The organism is Ureibacillus sp. FSL W7-1570 (genome assembly GCF_038593265.1).
Lineage (GTDB): Bacteria > Bacillota > Bacilli > Bacillales_A > Planococcaceae > Ureibacillus > Ureibacillus suwonensis.
The window spans coordinates 722398-743535 of record NZ_CP151979.1 but is presented as its reverse complement, the minus strand read 5'-3'; the positions used below and the strand labels follow the sequence as shown (position 1 = coordinate 743535).

General features: G+C 40.6%; 19 protein-coding genes and 1 riboswitch. Of the genes, 8 read left to right on the top strand and 11 right to left on the bottom strand.

The window, feature by feature from the left end:
- Positions 1–7: 7 nt before the first annotated feature.
- Positions 8–556: a GNAT family N-acetyltransferase gene (locus NST13_RS03680; RefSeq protein ID WP_342469354.1), complete on the bottom strand. Its 549-nt coding sequence runs from the start codon at positions 554–556 to the stop codon at positions 8–10.
- 1407 nt (positions 557–1963) lie between these two features.
- On the opposite strand from NST13_RS03680, the gene NST13_RS03675 reads away from it, so the two are divergent.
- From NST13_RS03675 to NST13_RS03655, 5 genes are all read left to right on the top strand, one after another.
- The gene (locus tag NST13_RS03675) at positions 1964–4765 is read left to right on the top strand and encodes a 2-oxoglutarate dehydrogenase E1 component (RefSeq protein ID WP_342469355.1); all 2802 of its coding nucleotides are present in this window, start codon (positions 1964–1966) and stop codon (positions 4763–4765) included.
- A gap of 61 nt (positions 4766–4826) precedes the next feature.
- Positions 4827–6083 carry a 2-oxoglutarate dehydrogenase complex dihydrolipoyllysine-residue succinyltransferase gene (gene odhB, locus NST13_RS03670; RefSeq protein WP_342469356.1) on the top strand — a complete coding sequence of 419 codons (1257 nt, stop codon included), beginning with the start codon at positions 4827–4829 and terminating at the stop codon, positions 6081–6083.
- 132 nt (positions 6084–6215) lie between these two features.
- Positions 6216–6394, top strand: a riboswitch (Lysine riboswitch).
- A gap of 108 nt (positions 6395–6502) precedes the next feature.
- Positions 6503–7360 carry a transporter substrate-binding domain-containing protein gene (locus NST13_RS03665; protein WP_342469357.1) on the top strand — a complete coding sequence of 286 codons (858 nt, stop codon included), beginning with the start codon at positions 6503–6505 and terminating at the stop codon, positions 7358–7360.
- Positions 7361–7479: 119 nt separating this feature from the next.
- A complete protein-coding gene (locus NST13_RS03660; protein WP_342469358.1) occupies positions 7480–8226 on the top strand; it encodes an amino acid ABC transporter permease in 747 nt (248 codons plus the stop codon).
- 2 nt (positions 8227–8228) lie between these two features.
- Complete coding sequence (locus NST13_RS03655) at positions 8229–8966, top strand: amino acid ABC transporter ATP-binding protein (RefSeq protein WP_342581445.1); 738 nt, start codon at positions 8229–8231, stop codon at positions 8964–8966.
- A 42-nt stretch (positions 8967–9008) separates the two neighbouring features.
- On the opposite strand, the gene NST13_RS03650 is transcribed toward NST13_RS03655, so the two are convergent.
- The gene (locus tag NST13_RS03650; protein WP_342469360.1) at positions 9009–9776 is read right to left on the bottom strand and encodes an alpha/beta hydrolase; all 768 of its coding nucleotides are present in this window, start codon (positions 9774–9776) and stop codon (positions 9009–9011) included.
- Positions 9777–10235: 459 nt separating this feature from the next.
- Here NST13_RS03650 and NST13_RS03645 point away from each other — a divergent pair, with 459 nt between their 5' ends.
- On the top strand, positions 10236–10439 hold the full coding sequence (locus NST13_RS03645) for a DUF6501 family protein (protein ID WP_342469361.1): 204 nt from the start codon (positions 10236–10238) through the stop codon (positions 10437–10439).
- Positions 10440–10467: 28 nt separating this feature from the next.
- On the opposite strand, the gene NST13_RS03640 is transcribed toward NST13_RS03645, so the two are convergent.
- The 3 genes from NST13_RS03640 to NST13_RS03630 all read right to left on the bottom strand — a co-directional run bounded on the left by NST13_RS03640 (position 10468) and on the right by NST13_RS03630 (position 12601).
- Positions 10468–11523: a toxic anion resistance protein gene (locus NST13_RS03640; protein WP_342469362.1), complete on the bottom strand. Its 1056-nt coding sequence runs from the start codon at positions 11521–11523 to the stop codon at positions 10468–10470.
- Positions 11520–12167: a 5-bromo-4-chloroindolyl phosphate hydrolysis family protein gene (locus NST13_RS03635; RefSeq protein ID WP_342469363.1), complete on the bottom strand. Its 648-nt coding sequence runs from the start codon at positions 12165–12167 to the stop codon at positions 11520–11522. The genes NST13_RS03640 and NST13_RS03635 overlap by 4 nt, the downstream gene beginning before the upstream one ends.
- 152 nt (positions 12168–12319) lie before the next feature.
- Positions 12320–12601 carry an acylphosphatase gene (locus NST13_RS03630; RefSeq protein ID WP_342581444.1) on the bottom strand — a complete coding sequence of 94 codons (282 nt, stop codon included), beginning with the start codon at positions 12599–12601 and terminating at the stop codon, positions 12320–12322.
- A gap of 369 nt (positions 12602–12970) precedes the next feature.
- Here NST13_RS03630 and NST13_RS03625 point away from each other — a divergent pair, with 369 nt between their 5' ends.
- Both NST13_RS03625 and NST13_RS03620 read left to right on the top strand, forming a co-directional pair.
- A complete protein-coding gene (locus NST13_RS03625) occupies positions 12971–13249 on the top strand; it encodes a DUF1033 family protein (protein WP_342469365.1) in 279 nt (92 codons plus the stop codon).
- 266 nt (positions 13250–13515) lie between these two features.
- Positions 13516–13716, top strand: coding sequence for a cold-shock protein (locus NST13_RS03620; RefSeq protein ID WP_342469366.1), 201 nt, complete (start codon positions 13516–13518; stop codon positions 13714–13716).
- 106 nt (positions 13717–13822) lie between these two features.
- Here NST13_RS03620 and NST13_RS03615 read toward each other — a convergent pair whose 3' ends face one another.
- The 6 genes from NST13_RS03615 to NST13_RS03590 form a co-directional block, all read right to left on the bottom strand.
- Entirely contained in the window at positions 13823–14587 is a 765-nt protein-coding gene (locus NST13_RS03615) for a 3-hydroxybutyrate dehydrogenase (RefSeq protein ID WP_342581443.1), read from the bottom strand.
- Positions 14588–14606: 19 nt separating this feature from the next.
- Positions 14607–15926, bottom strand: a complete 1320-nt coding sequence (locus NST13_RS03610; protein ID WP_342581814.1) for an SLC13 family permease — start codon at positions 15924–15926, stop codon at positions 14607–14609.
- A 208-nt stretch (positions 15927–16134) separates the two neighbouring features.
- Positions 16135–16818, bottom strand: a complete 684-nt coding sequence (locus NST13_RS03605) for a hypothetical protein (RefSeq protein WP_342581442.1) — start codon at positions 16816–16818, stop codon at positions 16135–16137.
- 216 nt (positions 16819–17034) lie between these two features.
- Entirely contained in the window at positions 17035–18639 is a 1605-nt protein-coding gene (locus NST13_RS03600; protein ID WP_342581441.1) for an ATP-binding cassette domain-containing protein, read from the bottom strand.
- Positions 18640–18888: 249 nt separating this feature from the next.
- Positions 18889–19545 carry a 2OG-Fe(II) oxygenase gene (locus tag NST13_RS03595; RefSeq protein WP_342469370.1) on the bottom strand — a complete coding sequence of 219 codons (657 nt, stop codon included), beginning with the start codon at positions 19543–19545 and terminating at the stop codon, positions 18889–18891.
- Positions 19546–19721: 176 nt separating this feature from the next.
- Positions 19722–21095 carry a methyl-accepting chemotaxis protein gene (locus NST13_RS03590; RefSeq protein WP_342581440.1) on the bottom strand — a complete coding sequence of 458 codons (1374 nt, stop codon included), beginning with the start codon at positions 21093–21095 and terminating at the stop codon, positions 19722–19724.
- Positions 21096–21138 lie beyond the last annotated feature (43 nt).

The window sequence follows — 21138 nt, the reverse complement described above, 5'->3', positions numbered from 1 at the left end:
CTTTTTATTAAATAACTTGTTCTTCTTCATTTTCCTGTTCATTGGCGGTCACCAAGTAAAATAGATCCCGAGGGATTTTATATAAATCGTATTTCGCTTCACCGGCATTGATTTCCTCATATAAAGTCGGATGCAATTCATTCGCGTTGATAACATATTGCAACTTTAAGGAGGCACGTTTCGATTTTTCGTTTTCTTTTCGGATTCTTAGAAAAACTGTGTGAAAATTATATTTGAAAAAAATCTCGTTCAAAAACTCTTTTTTCGCTAATTGATTATATCCTTTTCCTTGGAATGGAACTCCAATCCAAGTCCCCAGAAATCCAGCACCGTCTTGTATATCGTATAGACTGATTGTTCCGATCGGTTGACCCCATTCATCAAGAATCGTTCTTGAAATGGTTTTTCCCAACGCCTCTTCTTCGATTATTTGCTTTGTGATAAACAAATATTCCTCCGGGCTTGCCGCTTTGTGGCGTACATAAGGGAATACCGTTGGGTGGATCATCAATTGGTACAATTCATTAGTTTCAAATAAGTCACGAGGTTTTAGCATTAAAACGCCTCCTTTTTTTAGGATATCTTCAAAAAAATTCCAATTAACACAGAACATATCTGCAACCGAATAACTCGTAAAATTAAAAAGGCGCATCCAACGTTTTCTGAAAATAATTTCGTTGTTTGACCAATATATCTTATAATAAATATAATCGATTCTACAAGAATTTGTTTAAAAAAATACGGTATTTTCTGTGGAAAGTTTGTGAATGTAATAAAACAATTTTATTAAAAATCAGAAGACAGCACAACTAAAAACCCCAATATGATACAGTTGAATAATAAGCGGAAAGAATTAGGAAGGATTTTGTCAATTTTAGAATGATTTACATATATACTACCAACATCGAAAAGAGCCAAAACTGGGTACATTTTACGAATTCAATGGATGTTGCACAAAAATAAAATATGCAATTTTTAAAAAATGTTACTAACCAAAATGAAATTATTTTTTCTTCATCATCAAAAGCCGAAGGACAATGCTTTTTCAAAAAAAAAATGCGCCACAATTCAAGGAAATTTAATTGTGGCACCAAAACTTTAAAAATATAGGATGATACACTTTATGAAAAAAGTGTTTAGGGGTGTCATGTGTATAGTTATTAAATAACCACTTTTATATAAGTTTAAACCTTTTTTAAGGTTGATTTAAAAAATATTGTAAACAATTATGGAAATAATGATGAAAATTTGTTGAAAATTCGGGAGGCAAGTGATTCTGTCCAGGAAACCGCCTCCAACCTGACATTGGATGAAAAGTGCAGATCGGATGTTTCCTTTGCAAAATTCGTGAAGAAAAAAGGGGTTACCTTTTCCGGATGGCAGAGAGTGTACCCATGGAAAGCGGGGAAAAAAGAGGGTGTTAATTTTACTTAATTATTGAAGATAAATTGCTTGAAGTTGTATTTTCAAATGTTACAATTAGTTAGGGCGCCAAATGGGTGTAAAATTTGTAAATCCATCTCCCAAGATTTTTTACATATGATTTGAAAATGCACATGGAAAAACATAAAATTCCCCATTTTCAAATTTATTTTTTTGCAGATAATATTTATATGATGATAAAAGAAAACAAACTTGGCATTTTGAAATAGGTGCAATTTTGTTTGGAACCTCAAAAAATATTGCTGCGGAGGTGGATTGGAATCAACAATCAACGGAAAATGATGGAACAAAATGGATGTATCATATCCTGATGGACTGCCTAAATATGTAGAGGAAAAAATTTTCTTAACACAGAAAATTTTTCATTTAATTTTGTGAAAAATAGTTGTATTTTTTGTGAAGAGTAGTAAGATTGAAATGGAAAAAAGGTTCTTCTCAACAAATTATATAAATGAATATTAATAGAAGAATTCGAAAATTAAAACGGATTGCTATTTAGCAAAATTTGGAGGTTTTTCTCATGTCAAATAATGTTTTTACTGCTGGAACTCCTTGGTCAGCATTTTCTGGTCCGAACTTGGGGTATTTGATGGAACAATATGAACTATTTTTGCAAAACCCTGAGGAAGTGGATGCGGATTTAGTTGAATTATTCCAACAATTCGGTGCTCCAGTATTAGAAGAAGCTTCAAGTGGTGCTCAAGCGGCTCAAACAGGAGATGTGAAAAAAGTATTGGCAGCGATTCGCCTTGCTGATGCGATACGCGCCTTTGGCCACTATGCGGCAGATGTTTATCCATTAAAAGATCGCCCATTGGATTCCGCGAAAATCGAGCCTGCAACTTATGGTTTGACAGATGCGGATCTGGCTGAACTGCCTGCTTCTCTATTCTTTAATAATGTTCCTGCAAACGTTTCCAATGGTAAACAAGCCATTGAATATTTACGTTCATTATATACGGATAAAATCGGTTTCGAATATAGCCATATTGAAGATGAATCTGAACGAAACTGGATTCAATCAAAAGTTGAATCAGGATTCTTCAAAGCGAAATTGACAGCCGAAGAGAAAAAAGCGGTGTTGGAACAACTGACACGCGTTGAAAACTTTGAAAAATTCCTTCATAAAACATTCGTTGGACAAAAACGATTCTCCATCGAAGGTTTGGATACACTTGTAGTGTTGATTGATGAAATTGTTAAATCCGCAGAAACTAATCAAATGAAATCCGTACAAATCGGTATGGCTCACCGTGGCCGTTTGAATGTGTTGACTCACATCGTGAAAAAACCGTATGAAATGATGTTTGCGGATTTTGCCCATGTACCGAATGATTACTTCTTCCCGGAAGACGGTTCAATCGAAATTTCCAAAGGTTGGACCGGCGACGTAAAATATCATATGGGTGCAACTTATCATAAGCCATCAGGTTTAACTGTAAAACTTGCATACAACCCTTCACACTTGGAAGTGGTAAGCCCTGTTGTCGCAGGTTCTACAAGAGCGGCCCAAGAAGAAACATCCAATGCGGGTGAACCGGTGCAGGACACTTCCAAAGCATTGGCGGTGATGGTTCACGGAGACGCTGCATTCAGCGGTGAAGGAATCGTTCAAGAAACATTCAACATGGCAAGAACGAAAGGATTCACAACTGGCGGATCCATCCATATCATTTCAAACAACATGATCGGATTTACGACAGAATATTACGATTCCCGTTCAACACATTATTCTTCCGACTTGGCAAAAGGATATGGCATTCCGGTTATCCATGTGAATGCGGATGAACCTGAAGCGGTTATCCAAGTGGCAAAATTCGCTTTTGAATACCGCCAAACATTCGGAAAAGATATTTTAATCGACTTGATCGGTTACCGCAGATACGGACATAACGAAACAGATGATCCGACTGTGACAAACCCGCTCACATATATCATTGTTGATAAACATCCAACTGTCCGTGCGTTGTATGGTGAACGCATCGCCAATGAGGGTGTTGTGACGAAAGAATATGTTGAACAACTGGACAAAGATGTTTATAGTGAAATGCAAAAATGCTACGACTATGTGAAAAAAGTCGGCGAAGAAAAAGGACCATTTGAAATCGAAATGCCTGAAGCCGTGAAACAGCCATATCCAGAAGTGGAAACAGGCGTTTCAGCGGATGAATTGAAACAAATCAATGAAGAATTGTTGGCATGGCCGGAAAACTTCGAGCCACAAAACAAATTGGCAAGAATCCTAAAAAGACGCACAGAAGCATTGGAAACTGGCAAAATTGACTGGGGTCATGCAGAAACATTGGCATTCGCATCCATCTTGCGCGAAGGAAATCCAATCCGCATTTCAGGGCAAGATGCGCAACGCGGTACGTTCTCACAACGCCATCTAGTGCTTCATGACAAAAATAATGGTTCTGAATGGACGCCATTAAATCATATTTCAGGCGCCAAAGCATCTTTCAGCGTATACAACTCTCCATTGACAGAAGCGGCGATTGTCGGTTACGAATACGGCTACAATCTTGAAAATGAAAAAGCATTGACAATTTGGGAAGGCCAATTCGGGGACTTCGCAAATATGGCCCAAGTGATGTTCGATAACTTCATTTCCGCTGCCCGTTCAAAATGGGGATTAAAATCAGGACTTGTTCTATTGCTTCCAAATGGTATGGAAGGACAAGGTCCGGAACACTCCTCAGCTCGTATTGAACGCTACTTGCAACTATGCGCTGAAAACAACTGGATCGTTGCGAACTGCTCAAATGCAGGAAACTACTTCCACTTATTGCGCAGACAAGCGAAAATGCTTGGCACAGAAGCGGTGCGCCCATTAGTGGTTGCAACACCTAAATCATTGCTTCGTCATCCATTGGCGGCAGCGACTTTGGAACAATTATCCGAAGGCAAATTTGAAGAAGTGATTGAACAACCAGGACTTGGACAAAATGCGAAAAAAGTGGAACGCATCATTTTAGCTTCCGGCAAAGTGACAATCGACTTGGCTGAAGCTGTAAAAGACGGCAAAGGCTTGGATAAACTTCATATCATTCGCATTGAACAATTGTACCCATTCCCAATGGATAAAGTGAAAGAAATCATCGCTCGATATCCGAATGCGAAAGAAATCGTTTGGGTGCAAGAAGAACCTAAAAACCAAGGTCCTTGGAGATTTGTATTGGAATATTTACTCGAACTTGCAGAAGGCAAAAAAGTTCGTTATGTTGGTCGTCCAGAAATGTCTTCTACTTCCGAGGGAGACGCGGATTCACATAAAGCTGCTCAAGCAAAAGTGATCAGTGATGCTTTAGCAGATCTATAATCGAACACATCGTTCATACAGAAAAAAAGATTAGTGTGGAGAATTAAAGGAGGAACCTAAAGTGGCTGAAATTAAAGTCCCTGAATTAGCAGAATCGATTACAGAAGGTACCATTGCACAATGGGTGAAAAAAGTTGGAGATCGCGTTGAAAAAGGCGAATTCATCGTTGAATTGGAAACAGATAAAGTAAATGCGGAAATCATTTCAGAAGAAGCGGGAGTATTGACACAAATTTTGGCTCAAGAGGGCGACACAGTACAAGTTGGCCAAACAATCGCCGTTGTTGAACCAGCTGAAGGCGGAGCTGCTCCTGCACCTCAAGCGGAACCTGCAAAAGAGGCTGCAAAAGAAGAAGCGCAACCTGCACAACAAGCACCAGCTGCCCAACCGGCTCAACCTGCACCGGTTGTTGAAGAAACAAACAGCGGCCGGGTAGTGGCATCACCAGCTGCCCGTAAACTTGCACGTGAAAAAGGAATCGATTTGGCTGCGATTTCACCAGTCGATCCACAAGGCCGTGTACGCGTTCAAGACGTTGCAGCACATGCGGCAAAACCGGCTCAACCTGCTGCCCAACCAGCTCAAACGAAAGCGCCTGTAGTGGCACCAGTTGACGATTCCCGAGTGACTGTGGAAAGAATGAGCCGCCGTCGTCAAACAATCGCAAAACGCTTGCTCGAAGTAAAACAAAGCACAGCCATGTTGACAACATTCAACGAAATCGACATGACGAACGTAATGGCATTGCGCAAACGCAAACAAGAACAATTCGTGAAAGAAAATGGCATCAAACTTGGATTCATGTCATTCTTTACAAAAGCTGTTGTTGCAGCATTGAAAAAATACCCTTATGTAAATGCTCAAATCGTTGGTGACGAAATTCATAAATTCAACATTTATGATATCGGTATTGCTGTATCCACTGAAGAAGGTCTAGTTGTGCCTGTTGTACGTGATGCAGACCGCAAAAACTTCGCTGAAATCGAAAAAGAAATTGCGGAACTTGCCCAAAAAGCACGCGAGAAAAAATTGGCCCTTTCCGACTTGCAAGGTGGCACATTTACAATTACTAACGGCGGTGTATTCGGTTCATTAATGTCAACTCCGATCATCAATGGTACACAAGCCGGAATTCTTGGCATGCACGCAATCGTGAACCGTCCAGTAGCCGTGAACGGCCAAGTTGAAATCCGTCCAATGATGTATGTGGCACTTTCTTATGACCACAGAATCATCGACGGTAAAGACTCCGTAGGATTCTTGAAAACAGTAAAAGAATTGATCGAAAATCCGGAAGACTTGCTTCTAAATTCATAATAAGCAAACTTTCATACTCCCCATCAATTTTGTTGGGGAGTATATTTGATAGGATAGAATGACCAAGGAATATTGACAATTAGTCCTAAATTACGCTATTCTTTTTATAACAACTAAATATCTAGCCTCACTTTGTGGGGTAGAGGTGCGGTATTTATTAGTTTCCTAAGGAGCTTGAGCGGGCAATGACATGGGAAATGAGGAAATATCGCCGAAGTATAGTTATATGCTCAAGTAACTATGCTGGGGTTGCAGTGAATAACTGCAACACTGTCTTACATACTTAATATGTAAGGTGTGCTATTCCAAAGTGGAACTAGGGGTATTAGTCTAACAAATTGATGCGGCCTTAAGTTCTTCTTAGGTCGCTTTTTGTTTGTTGCAGCCTTACAACTCTAATCAGAAACTGGGGGAAGCTTATGAAAAAAAACCTGATGTTACTAATTTTTGCAATGGTGATGGTATTAGCACTTGCGGCATGCGGTTCCGGCAATGATAAAAATGAGGGATCACAACAGGATTCAGAATCCTCATCCGATTCTAAAGGCGTATTGCGGGTGGGAATGGAAGCCGCTTATGCTCCATTCAACTGGTCACAAAAAGATGATTCAAATGGTGCGGTTCCAATCAAAGATTCAAAAGAATACGCAGCAGGTTATGACGTTGAAATCGCAAAACGCATTGCGGAAGGGCTTGGAATGGAACTTGAAATCGTAAAAACGGATTGGGACGGTTTGATTCCTTCATTGCAATCAGGTGCCATTGACCTTGTCATTGCAGGTATGTCACCAACACCTGAACGAATGGAAGTAATCGATTTTACGGACAACTATTATACAAGCGACTTTGTAATCGTTGTGAAAAAAGATGGCCCGTATGCCAATGCGAAATCCATCCATGATTTCAAAGGTGCCAAAGTCACAGCACAACAAGGAACAACTCACTATAAAGTCATCGATCAAATGACAGGCGTTCAAAAACAAGTTCCGGCAAACGACTTCGGTCAAATGCGCATCCAATTATCTTCCGGCGCTATTGACGCATACATTTCTGAACGTCCAGAAGGTATGTCTGCCGCAGCAGCCATCAAAAACTTCACTTACATTGTTCCTGAAGACGGCTTTGAGGCGGATGAATCCGATACTGCCATTGCGGTCGGATTGAAAAAAGGTTCGGATTTAAAAGATAAAATTAACGAAATTTTAGCAGGAATTTCCGAAGAAGAACGTCAACAAATCATGGAAGACGCTATCAAAAATCAACCATCACAACAATAGTGTGGTGAAAGGTTGTCTTGAGATTTTCACTTTACAAGACAACCTTTTTCCATTTTCCTCCTGTTTCATCAAGGATGTTTCATTATTATAATTAAAACTATGAATAAGGAGATTTCTTTATGTCTTTCTTAGAAACGGTTTGGAATATTTTCCTGAATAACTGGGATCTCTTTTTGCGTGGCGCATGGATTGCTCTGATTCTTGCGGTGCTCGGTACGATTTTCGGAGCGATCATCGGTTTTTTCATCGGTATCATGCACACGATTCCAATGCCTAAAAAATCTTTCAAAACATTTGTATTAAAAACTATCAATTTCATACTAACTTGCTATGTTGAAATTTTCCGTGGCACGCCGATGATGGTACAAGCCATGGTGGTCTTTTACGGACTATACGCCATCGATATTCAATTGAACCGGTTCGTTGCAGGTTTGATTGTAATCAGTTTGAATACCGGCGCGTATATGGCCGAATATGTCCGTGGAGGCATCGTATCCATCGACAAGGGACAATATGAAGCCAGTGAAGCGATCGGTATGGGCCATTTCCAAACAATGTTCTATATAATCCTTCCGCAAGTAGCCCGCAATATATTACCGGCTACCGGCAACCAGCTTGTCATGAATATCAAAGACTCTTCCGTATTAAGTGTTATCAGTGTCGTTGAATTGTTCTTCACTACAAATTCCGTTGCTGGTAGTACATATCGTTATGCGGAAGCCTTCTTGATTGCCTGTGTATTGTACTTCATTATGACTTTCACTGTAACACGAATCTTGTTATGGTTTGAAAGGAAAATGGACGGCCATGATTCGTACCGGATGGAACTTGTGACAGGCAACAAGCCGAAAAAGGGTGGTGAGTAACAATGTCTGTGGTCATTGATATACGGCATTTAAATAAAAAATTCGGCGATCATGAAGTGTTAAAAGATGTGAATTTCCAAGTTAAAAAAGGGGAAGTTGTGACATTGATCGGCTCTTCAGGATCAGGAAAATCGACGTTATTGCGATGTATTAACTTGCTGGAAATACCTACAGGCGGGGAAATCATCTTTGACGGGCAAAATATTTTGGATGAAAGCCTGGACAAAAGAAAATACCGCACCCATTTAGGGATGGTGTTCCAACAATTTAATTTATTCAATAACTTGGATGTTTTAGGAAACTGCACGATCGGCCAAATCAAAGTATTGAAACGTTCAAAGGAAGAGGCCGTAAAAAATGCAATGAAATATCTGACGGTCGTTGGAATGGATAAATTCAAGCATGCAAGACCACGCCAGCTTTCCGGTGGACAAAAGCAGAGGGTGGCAATCGCAAGGGCGCTGGCCATGGATCCGGAAGTGATGTTGTTTGATGAACCTACTTCCGCCCTTGACCCGGAAATGGTGGGGGAAGTGTTGAAAGTCATGAGGGATCTTGCCGAAGCGGGAAATACGATGCTCATTGTAACCCACGAGATGGAGTTTGCGAAAGAAGTGTCAGACCGTGTCGTATTTATGGATAAAGGGGTTATCGTCGAGGAAGGCCCTCCTGAGGAAGTGCTTGTGAATCCTAAACATGAACGGACAAGAGAATTTTTAAGACGAACTTTAAACAAATAATAATGACAAGGACCGTTTTGATTAAGAGAAAACGGTCCTTTTTCAGCTCACTTTATTCATTTTCTTTTGATATTGCTGTATATGATGGGAAATGGCCAGATTAAAGAGTTCCGGCCGTTCGATATTTGACAAGTGCCCAGTATTTTCAAACACAATCAAGTGGGAAGACTTGATCATGTAATGCATCAAGTAGGCATTTTGAATCGGTACGACCTTATCTTCCAATGAACCGATAATCAGCGTAGGTACATTAATGGTGAATAAATCATAAAAGTAGTTTCTTCCAAAAGCGGATTGGATGGATTGCAAATACGTATCTTCCCGAATGTAAAAAGCATTTTTCGCCAATTCATAAACATTTTTTTCTTCAGGATTATATAAACATTTTTTGATGAGCCGTTCGTTTAATTGATCAACTGATGATTTCTCCAATAATCGTTTCGTTTTTTCAAGGGTCAATTTTCCAAACAAGGTTGGAATGTAGTAGGTTGTATTGCATAAAATGAGGGATTTTACACGGTTTTTAAAACGCTTACATATTTCCAGAGCCACAATGCCACCCAAAGACAGACCGACAAAGTGCGCTTTATCGATGTTCAAATAATCCAATACTTCAATAATGTCTTTGGCAAAGAATTCAACCTGGATATTTTCCTTTTCCGGAGAGTAACCATGTCCCCTCAATTCAATGATAATCAAACGGTAATGGGATGTAAGTTCCAATTGGGGGGCCCAGGCCTGAATCCGGTTGCCTAACCCGTGAATAAAGACTATTTCTTCACCTTTCCCGACATCCAAGTAATTTAACATCGCAATCACCTTTTCGTAAGCGTTTTCGTGAAACGGCAGGGACGGTTTACTCTATAGTCTTTTGCAATATTTTGACTTTTAATCATTAAATTTGAGAACAAATCAAAATGGTTTATCATTATTATATGTAAATTGCACAGAAATGTACCATGACAACTGTACCTATGTTTTCAATCGTGCCAATGTTTTTTACTTTGGAGACTTCGACTTTTGTAATCAATTTTTTTGTCATGCAAACGGAAAATCAAGCGAATGTCCGGGAATGGGGAAAGATGGGATATGATAAAGAGACAAAAAGCCATTGGAAATCCGAATATTGATCCCGGAAAACCGCATAACTTCTTCAAATTCCTTGAACGTCAAAAGCTCCTGACAGTATTTTGATAATTTTCATGTATATACTGATCATATAAATGATATAATTGTAAACGATATATATAGAGAAGAGAGGGTATGTTTATGTTAAATTTGAAATGGAAGGATGCACCGACCATCCGAAAAGTGAAATGTGTAAATACTAATGCGAAAAAATATTTAGTATCCAATGTGTTGACTGTTGGAAAAGAATATGAAGTGAAAAATGAAACGGAAGAATTCATTTTTATCATTGATAACACTGGAAAAGTGGGCGGATATTATAAGGAGTATTTTGAAAATATTTAGCACGAGTGCCTCATTCACTCGTGCTTTTTTAAATGGTTTCGATTTTATGCACCGTTTTTTCAAGGGCTTGCTGTTTTTCATTCCAATCGGCTTGGATCCGCAATGTTTCTTCAATGGAATCAAGCAGTTGGGTTTGCGTTTCTTTTAATTGATCCAAATCCGCATGATTGGTAATATTCATCATTTCTGCGTTTTTTTCCGCCATTTTTTCGGAAGTGTTCATCAAGCTTTTGCTTGTCTCATTGGCCCGATGTTGCCGGTTCAAATTGACGAGCATGGAAATTTGGGATTGCCATAAAGGGATGGTCGATAAAATGGATGATTGAATTTTTTCGATGAGCATTTCGTTCGTCGACTGGATCATCCGTATTTGCGGGGCCGTCTGAATGGCAATTTCCCTCGAAATTTGCAAATCATACATTCTCCGGTCCAACCATTCGACGGCATTTTTCATATCGAGCAATTTTTGCTGCATCAACGGGTTGTCCACTTGTGCCGCATCTTGTTCCATTTTTTGCAGTTGTTTGAATGCATCCATTCTTTTCATTTCCAGTGCCGCAATATAAAGATTAATTTTTTGATAATACTCTTCGTTTTTCTCAAATACTTTATTCAGCATGTCGTTGTCGGCCAATAAATTTTGCTGCGCCCGTTTCAAATGAACGGTCAACCGGTCAATTTGTACACTTAACCGGTTATATTGGGAGACGATTTGTTGAACGGATTTTTGCCGCTTGAACAGTTTCCGGAAAAAGCCTTTGCCTTGCTGGGCAAATTCATCAAGATCGATGGAATCCAATTGTTCAACCAAAGATGATAAAATTTCACGGATTGGAGAAGTATCGTTTCTTTGCACTTGGGTTAAAAGTTGATGGGTAAAATGCTTCAACGATTTTTGGACATCCTCGCCAAAACGGAGAACGTCTTCATAATCGGTCATATCCAATCCACTGGCCAAATATAATGCTTTTGACTGCTCTTCTTGAGGGAGGGAAGGAAAGACTATGGGATCCGAAACAGAAAAAGAGCTCCCGCTGCTAGCAAGGGTGTGGAACGGTTTTTCTGAGCTCTTTTTCCCACTCATTGGTCTTCACTCCGATATTCAATCTGTTGTTTCTTTTCCTGCTCAAGTTTTACATATTCCAACTCCAATTTTAAATTCTCAATATCTGTGGCAAGAGCCGCTTTCAAATCATCTTGCATGGAATCCTGTAAATTTTTCATCGCTTTCCGCGCCTCTTCCAAAGCGATGTGCACATCCGCATCCTTGATTTGCTGCTGTACGAGTGTCGTGTAATTTTTGCTCAATTGTACAGCTGAAGGCAGATGGGAATAGAAAAATTCTTCCACCATGTAAAATTTTTGAGGGTTGGATTGAACGATATTGACGATTCTTCTTGACAGTTTCGTCATTTCGTTGATCAGCTTGAAGGATCGGATGGAACGGACCCGGATATATTGTTGTGTCAATGAATTGATATGGCTTTTCGCCTGTTTGATCTGCGACTCAATCTGATTAAATTCCGAGCGTGTAAGACCGAATGCTTTCGCCTTTTTCTGTTTTTGAATGGTTTTAATGGCGACATTGCTGACAATATATATTAAAATTGCGGCAAGCAAAGAAAACAAATCTTCCACCAAATCAAAAGTATCCAACAAAACGACTGCAGTGATGGTAAATAAAAAATTCAGTAAATGCCGTACCAGAAAATTGCTAACCCCCAGCATATGCGTACCTCCTCACGTTCTTAGTATAAATTACGTAGCTTGGAGATGAAAAGTTTCAAAATTTATTACTTTTATTATTTGGAATCTATTTCATGATACAACTTTTAGCATATTTTTCAATTATGTATCCGCTGGAAATGATAAACGTCCGTTCATGCGAGATCCGTATCCATTTTTTTGTATCCCTTTAAATCATCGAAAATTTCGATTGAAATGGATTCGGATTTATTATCATGGCTTCTTTCTTGATGAAAAAAGCGCAAAAATTCTTCGACGGACTGGTCTCTCCCTTCCACTTCAATCTCCATTTGATGGTCTTCGTTCATCCGGCAATATCCTTTCAATCCCAGTTCCATGGCTATTTGCCGGACGAGCAGGCGATATCTTATATCCGCCGCATTTGCTTTTGTACGTATGCGCATCCGCTTTGTCATCCAATTCCCCCGCAATCAATTTTAGTCATTCAAAAACGGTTTCGTCCCTATATTGTGCATTCCAGTCTCAGAAAAATATAAGATGGCTTCCAACAGCATTTTTAATTATAGTTCAAAAAAATTGCTCATTGTGGAAGGGAGGTTTACAATTTTCTTAGATCATTCTTGTGATGATTGCCGATCTTTATTGGTCAAATAAGGTATATGGGCGTGGAATAAAAATGGCTTAATTCGTCCAATCCATTTCTTTTACCAATCAATCGGTATAAGCAGGCGTGCCCGTCAGATTGAATGATTCGTCAATAATACATATGATTTTAACATATGGAAGCCTTTATTTAATATTAAAGATTGGGGTAGTATTTTTACATGTATAAATTGATTTATATGAAAGCGGATTATGAACCATGGTGGCAGCTGGAAGGATGGGAATCGCACATCGTTTCGGAGCGGATTTTTGAAACAAAGGAAGAGCTTGAGCAAACGCTCCAACAGATGCTGGAAACATTCAGAAAAAAATATGACCATGAGGAAAGCAGGGAAGGGAAGTATTTCGCCTTCTGGTCGGAGGATGAAAAAAACTATTGCGAAGCTTGTGATGAGAATTTACAAATTTTTCATGGTTTAATTGTGCAGGAAGTTGGGTAATCATATATAATAGAAATATCATATAGTTCATTACCCGATCCAAAATAAACGATAAAAAATAAAAAAATCGTTTGACTTTTGTAATATGGTGTTATAAAATGAATATACAATTAAATTGCAAGGCCGGAAACAGATGATTCACATATTACAAAGAGTGATCGGTGGTTTTTACGGTACTCTTCGTAATATGTGAATTTTTTTATTATCAATGTAATAAAATAATTCCATATTGCAAAAATATTTTTATCTTTTTGGAGGTTTTTTCAATGAAACAAGGTACAGTAAAATGGTTTAACTCAGAAAAAGGTTTTGGATTCATCGAAGTTGAAGGTGAAAACGACGTATTCGTACACTTCTCAGCTATCCAAGGTGAAGGGTTCAAAACTCTTGAAGAAGGTCAAAAAGTGGAATTCGAAGTGGTTGAAGGTAACCGCGGACCACAAGCTGCTAACGTAGTTAAATTATAATAATCGAACCTAAAATATTAAGGCTTCCTTCCAATCTTGGAAGCCTTTTTTATTTGTCCGGGATTCGGAATCTAAAAAACAGCGGGTTTTTCCCGCTGTTTTTTTATTATTGTGCGGTATAACCTCCGTCCAAGACCACGGCTTGACCGGTGATTCCTTTGGCGGCATCGCTTGCAAGATAAAGGGCAAGGGACGCAATTTCATCGACTGAAATCAACCGTTTTTGCGGAACCAATGGATATAGCACTTCTTCCAACACATTTTCCACCGGGATATTGCGCGTTTTCGCCAAATCTTCAAATTGCCCCCGCACCAATGCTGTATCCACATAACCAGGGCAGATGGCATTCACCGTAATGTGATAAGGAGCCGTTTCAAGGGCCGCCACTTTTGTCAATCCGATGACACCGTGCTTGGCGGAGTTGTATGCGGATTTGCCCGCAAACCCGATCAAGCCGTTGATGGAAGCGATATTGATGATTCTCCCGAACTGCTTTTTCTTCATATGTGGAATCGCATATTTCATTGTAATAAAAGGCGCCGTCAGCATGATTTTGATCATCAATTCAAATTTTTCAGTGGGAAAGTTTTCGATGAATGACACATGCTGGATTCCGGCATTGTTGATCAAAATATCGATCGAGCCGTATGTTTCTACGGTATAGTCAATCGCCCGTTTTATTTGTTCTTCGCTCGTCACATCGCAGACGACGCTTGAAACCTGTCCGGGCAATTGTTTTATCGCTTGATCCAATTTTTCCTCGTTCAAATCGGAAATGACGACGTTTGCCCCCGCCTCAGCAAAGTTTTTGGCAATTTCAAACCCGATTCCTTGGGCACTTCCGGTGATAAAAAGCGTTTTTCCTTTCATTGACAGTACCTCCAACCGTTTATAATCCTAATGAGAATAAGATGATCGCAAGTATTGTTCCGAGCAGAGGAATGATGACGGTGAGCGCCCCCATTGCCGGATATGCGTCTTTATGGGATTCCTTCGCGATGGCCGTAATCGTGGTCACCACATAACCGCTATGGGGCAATGTATCCAAAGATCCTGAAGCAATGGCCACCACCCTGTGCAATTGTTCCGGATTGACTCCCATATCCAAATAATGGGGAGCAATTAATGGCAAGGCGATGGATTGTCCACCCGATGAAGATCCGGTGAGACCTGCCAGCACCGCAACCGCAATGGCCCCGCCAATAAGCGGATTGCCCGGAATGTTTGTCATGTAATCCACCGTTTGCAGGAAGGCAGCCGTCTGTTTCACAACACCGCCATATCCGACGACCGCAGCTGTATTGGCGATGGCGATTATTGCCCCTAACGCGCCATCCGCAATCGCTTTTTCCCGATTTTGCATATATTTGAAGCTCACAAGATAAGCCATGATGATGCCGCCGAGCAAAGCGATGATCAATGCGGATGTTCCCAACGTATCATGGAAAATGAAGGAAAATCCAAGAACGACGACCAACGGCAACAGACTGAGCAAAGGATTCGGAAGAGGGCGGATTTCTTCATGTTCAAATTGGTCGGATTCTTTTGCAACGAAAGTTTCACCTCTCGCCACTGCTCGTCCAATCATCCACTTTAACCAAAAATAACCGATAACGGCCATGAAAATGGCGACAATCAAACTCACTTGCCAACCTGCATAAGGTGTCGTTCCCAAGTGTTCAATGGGAATCCAGTTCTGGATTTCCGGAGAACCGGCAGAAGTCATGGTGAATGTGACGGATCCCAATGCCAATGTACCCGGAATAAACCGTCTTGGAAGGTTGGCTTCTTTGAATAGACTTAATGCCATCGGGAAAACAGAGAAGGCAACAATGAACAGGCTCACACCACCATAGGTCAAAACGGCACAAGCCACAACAATAGCCAAGATGGCGTGTTTCGCGCCAATCTTTTCAACAATCCATTTGGAGACGCTATCAGCAGCCCCACTGTCTTCCATCACTTTTCCGAAAATGGCCCCCGCCAAGAACATGAGCCACCAGGAACTGATGAATCCCGTAAAGCCGCCCATGTAGCTGGTAATAAAGTCCGGCGCACCTTCCGAAGCCAATTGCGGAAATATCGTAATTCCGCTGAAAATGGCTGCAAAGAATGCCGCAAAAGGCGCCGCAATAAGCAAGTTGACGCCGCGCATCGTCAAATAGATCATCAGCGCCAAGCTTCCCAACAGCCCGATGAAACCTAAAATCATCGGATTCCCCCCTTTAGTAAGTTACGAAATTTCTGTTAAAATTCAAAGATTTCTATTAAATGTGTATGTGACCGGAAATTGTTTCATTCTTTTTGATAGCCCTTTTCTATTAAATGGGTAAAAAGTCTAATAAAAAATAAAAAAGGAGCATCTTCCTCTTGATTGTGAGGAATTGCTCCTATTAAGCGGCAGGGGAGGGGAAAGATTATTCATCTTCCGTTGAGACCGATTCAAGGGTGGAGGTCACGATATATTTTTCTCCCTGATCCGTATCCATGATATATTCGGTTTTCACTTCTCCAAGCCCTTCAACAAAGTACTTTCTGTTGACGTAATTTTCACCGGATTCTTCGATTACAATGGCCTCATCAAAGTTTTTATAAGGTGTTTCGACAGGTTCATCGATTTTTATGATTTTCCAGTTGCCGAAGGATGTGCCAACCTCGATCGGTTTTGCAAAATACGTTTCAATAGGCTGCATGGACTTTATGTCTTCCATGTCCGGAAAAGCGGCATCAAGGTCCACCGGCTCTTTGTAAACAATCTCGATTTTTTCATCACCGATTTTATAAATGGTCATCATGGTCACACCGCCGTTATCGACAATTGTGCCCACATACTGATCGTCCAGCCAAGTCGTTTTTTCGGTATATGAAGCAAATTCATTGCCATCGCCCAAAAATTTCGCCGTCGATCCGTCCGGTTTTAAAAATTGGCTTAATTCCAATTCATCCTCCGGTTCTTCTTCCACCGCATTTTGATTATCCCCATTTTCTTCTCCATTAGGCGTTTCTCCGTTCACAGGTTCGGGATCGCCCGCATTGTCTTGTTGTTGGCAGCCAAACAGCAGAACCAGCAGAAAGATCATGGAAATTCGCATTGCTCTCATCACGCACAGCTCCTTCCGTTCTATATTACTTATTATTATAAAATGATATTAGTGCCCATACACTAATTTTTTAATAATTATATTATGTAAACTAGTTTAGGAATGGATAAATCCAAAAAAGCCATTCCTGGCCAAATTCAAATCCAAAAAAAGAGTGAATAGGGGAAACGCAATACTTTCCCCATCCACTCTTTTAAGGATTCTCATTTTTTTCTATTATAAAAGCCCTTGAGCTTCTTTCCACTCCAGGAATTCATCATATGTGCATTGCTTGTCGATGATGGAGCCGTCTTCCTGAATTTCAATGACGCGGTTTGCAATCGTTTGGATAAATTGATGGTCGTGGGATGTGAAAATCATCGCGCCTTTGAAGGCGATCAATCCATTGTTCAACGCTTGAATGGATTCCAAGTCCAAATGGTTCGTCGGTTCATCCAAAAGAAGCACGTTCGCGCCTGAAAGCATCATTTTGGCCAGCATGCAGCGGACTTTTTCGCCCCCCGATAATACGGAAGGGGATTTTTTCACTTCTTCGCCGGAGAACAGCATACGGCCCAAGAAACCGCGCAAGAACGTTTCCGTTTGATCTTCCGGAGAGAATTGGCGCAACCAATCCACCAGTGTTTTTTCTTCGCCTTCAAAGTATTTCGAGTTGTCCATTGGGAAGTAGGCTCTGGATGTTGTCACGCCCCATTTAAATGTTCCGCCGTCCGCCTGGCGTTCTTCCATCAAAATATCGAGCAATGCGGATTTGGCCATTGGGCTGCCAAGCAGCACGATTTTATCATCCCGGTTCATGATGAATCGAATATCTTTGAACAGCACTTTTCCGTCTTGGAGCGCTGTCAAACCGTCCACCGCCAGACAGTCGTTGCCGATTTCCCGGTTGATTTTGAAATTGATGTAAGGATATTTGCGGCTTGACGGTTTAATATCCTCCAATTGGATTTTTTCAAGCATTTTTTTGCGGCTTGTCGCTTGCTTGGATTTTGACGCATTGGCAGAGAAGCGGGCGATGAATTCTTGCAGCTCTTTGATTTTTTCTTCTTTTTTCTTGTTTTGTTCCTGCGCCATTTTCAATGCCAATTGGGAAGATTCATACCAGAAATCATAGTTCCCTACATAGATTTGGATTCGTCCAAAGTCCAAATCGGCAATATGGGTACAAACTTTATTCAAAAAGTGACGGTCATGGGAAACAACGATGACCGTGTTTTCAAAGTTGATCAAAAACTCTTCCAGCCAGCGAATGGCTTTCAAATCCAAGTGGTTTGTCGGCTCGTCCAATAAAAGGATGTCCGGCTTGCCGAAAAGGGCTTGGGCAAGCAATACTTTCACTTTATCGGAACCTTCCAAGTCCGCCATTTTCAAATAGTGCTTTTCATCGGGAATGCCAAGGCCATGCAAAAGGGTGGCCGCTTCGGATTCAGCTTCCCAACCGTTCAACTCGGCAAATTCGCCTTCAAGTTCAGCGGCGCGCATGCCATCTTCATCTGTAAAATCTTCTTTCATATAGATGGCTTCTTTTTCTTTCATGACGTCATACAGGCGTTTATGGCCCATAATGACCGTCTCCAGCACCGTATATTCGTCATATTCAAAATGGTTTTGCTTCAATACGGCTATCCGTTGGTCTTTTCCAACAATCACTTGACCTTCCTGCGGTTCAATTTCTCCAGATAATATTTTAAGGAACGTGGATTTGCCCGCTCCGTTCGCTCCGATAAGACCATAACAGTTTCCAGGTGTAAATTTGATATTCACATCTTCAAATAGTTTGCGATCGCCATAACGAAGACCTACATTACTTACTTGAATCATGTAAGTTCCTCCTTTGATACTACTTCAATGTATAAAAAAGATGGAATCCAGCGCCATTTTCTCTTTTACACATAATGCCACCATTATATCAGGAAGTGGGGCGAAAAGCTATAGAAGGTTTACATTCATTCGTAAAAGGGGAGGGGATTGGGGGAAAACATAGAAGCAAGAAAAAACGGAATTGGAAAATGTTTTGTTCTCCAATTCCGTAACGTGAAAGGTGAGTCTTGCCATTTTGAGATATGTAAGTTAAATGCATTTCTTCCTTCTGAACCACAACGTTGCAATCCATTTTTCGCCTGTAACGACCGGTAAACCGGCATGCAGTGTCAATTCATTTAATGTTTGATCGTTGTAAAAATATTCAAAGTATACCGCCATTCCTTTTTTCGGATACACTTTTAACCCCAGTTTTGGAAAATAAGTTTCTCCGCCATCTTCCACATCGCTCAAATATAAGACAAATGTGCAAATCCGGTTGTTGCTTGCAGCTCTGCTTGTCGCCGCAAAATAATCAAAATGCTCTTTATATTCTTGTCCGGGTTTATAGTTTAAAATATGTAACCCTTCCGCATGTTCCACAGGGATCCCCACAATGGAAGCAACCCGTTTTTCAATTCTTCTCACCATATCATCATTCACGTCTGCAAGAAATGCGCCGCTGCTGGTCCGGATGTCGCTGACAATTTTGTCTGCGCCGATTTTGGAACGCTGGAGTCGATCCTTTGATAATTCGATGAGTTTGTCGCATTCTTCGTCATCCAGCACCGAACCCAACACCACCACCAACGGCTGTTCGTATTTCACCAATACATCAATTTCCCTGTCTTCAACATATATTTTGTTTCCACTGAAGTTGAATAGGTTTTGCTCCTTTAAAGAATATTCAGCTCCAAGAATCGTCAAGCTCATTCCCTCCATTTAATGAATGTAAAAAAATGGAATAAAAAGGGATAAAAAGGATAAAATGCACATAATAATTTTACACTAATCTTCGTGTTTCCGCACTATCCTTTATAGAAAAAAAACGGATGAAACAGAAAAAAACATCGGCAAAGGAGAGGATTGAGCTTTTCCGCCTTTCAGCGCCCGTTTTCTTTCAATGCCATATCCGCCCCTAAGACACCGATGATTTTGCCTTCGCTTACTATCGGAAATGAAAGGGTAATGCAATAGTTTTTCGTGACTGCGGAGATATATGGTTCGGAAACATACTCTTTACCATTGATCGCTTCTTTGAACCATGGGCGCATTTTGGCGTTGACAAGTCCGGCAGGCGGGTTGGAGTAGATGAAGGTTCCATCCCTCCGATTGGTCCAAATCGTTTCCAACTGAGGATTCGAATATAGAATCTCATCGAGCAGTAGTTGATGAATCTTTTCATCCATACTTAGGAGAGTTTTGGATTGAACTTTTTGAGAAAGCATGTTTTTCACTTGCTTGACGAGGGTTTCATCATATTGGACGTTTTGTCCATTCTCATGAACCAGCGTTTGCAGTTCCGATGAGGTTTTTGTCAACGACTGATTGATGGAGCGGATATCTTCTATATTCTTGTGCTGTGTCCGTAAATCGGTTGTCACTTGAACGACGTATTTTTTATTTTCCAATGCCATATCCGCTATTTCCTGAAGGAGGTTTGCTATATCGACGACACTGTCCCTTTGTTCGTCCACCGATTCCGAAGATTCCTGCACCATCTTTGTGATGATGTTCAGTTTTCCTTTGAAAGACTCCAGCGCATCAAGTATTTTATTCATTTCATGAAAACCTTCATGCACTTGTGCCGTTTCCAATTTCACTTTTTCCGCAGTCGATTTGATCTCCGTTTGAATGATTTGGATGGTATCTCTTGTTTCCTCAACAGCCTGGGATGTTTGATTGGCTAAATTCCCAACCTCTTTTGCAACTACAGAAAACCCTTTTCCATGATCGCCAGCGCGAGCCGCTTCAATGGAAGCATTCAAAGCAAGGATTTTTGTTTTTTGTGAAATCGAACCGATTGTGTAGACAATTTCCTGAATTTTGTTGGAGTATTCAACCAGTTGATGCATTTGTTCAAGCAAGTCGTTGTGACTGCGGCTTAAATGTTCAAACTTCTGCTGCAGGGTTTGGAAAGAAACAAAAGAGTTTTGGAGTTCGGCGTAGGATGTCTGGCTGTTTGAAAGGATTTCTTGGGAAAACGATGATATGTGCAGAGCCGCCGCTTCGATTGCCTTCATTTTTTCAGAAGCTTCTTGAGAGAAGGAAACGGTTTGTTCACTGTGGGTAAACAATTGGGCGGTTTTTGCTTCTGTGGATTTGGAAATTTCCTCGAGCGACAGCGAAGTCAAATTCATTTGCTCCACAACGCCTTTTAATTGATCTACAGCCACTTGAATTTGTCCATCCATTTGAGGTGAAGAAGCGGCTTCTTTGTATTCGGTTTTCAAAGGAATCATTTTCATAAAAAACATGACGGCATCCCCCTTGTGCAAAATAACTCATTTATATAGAATA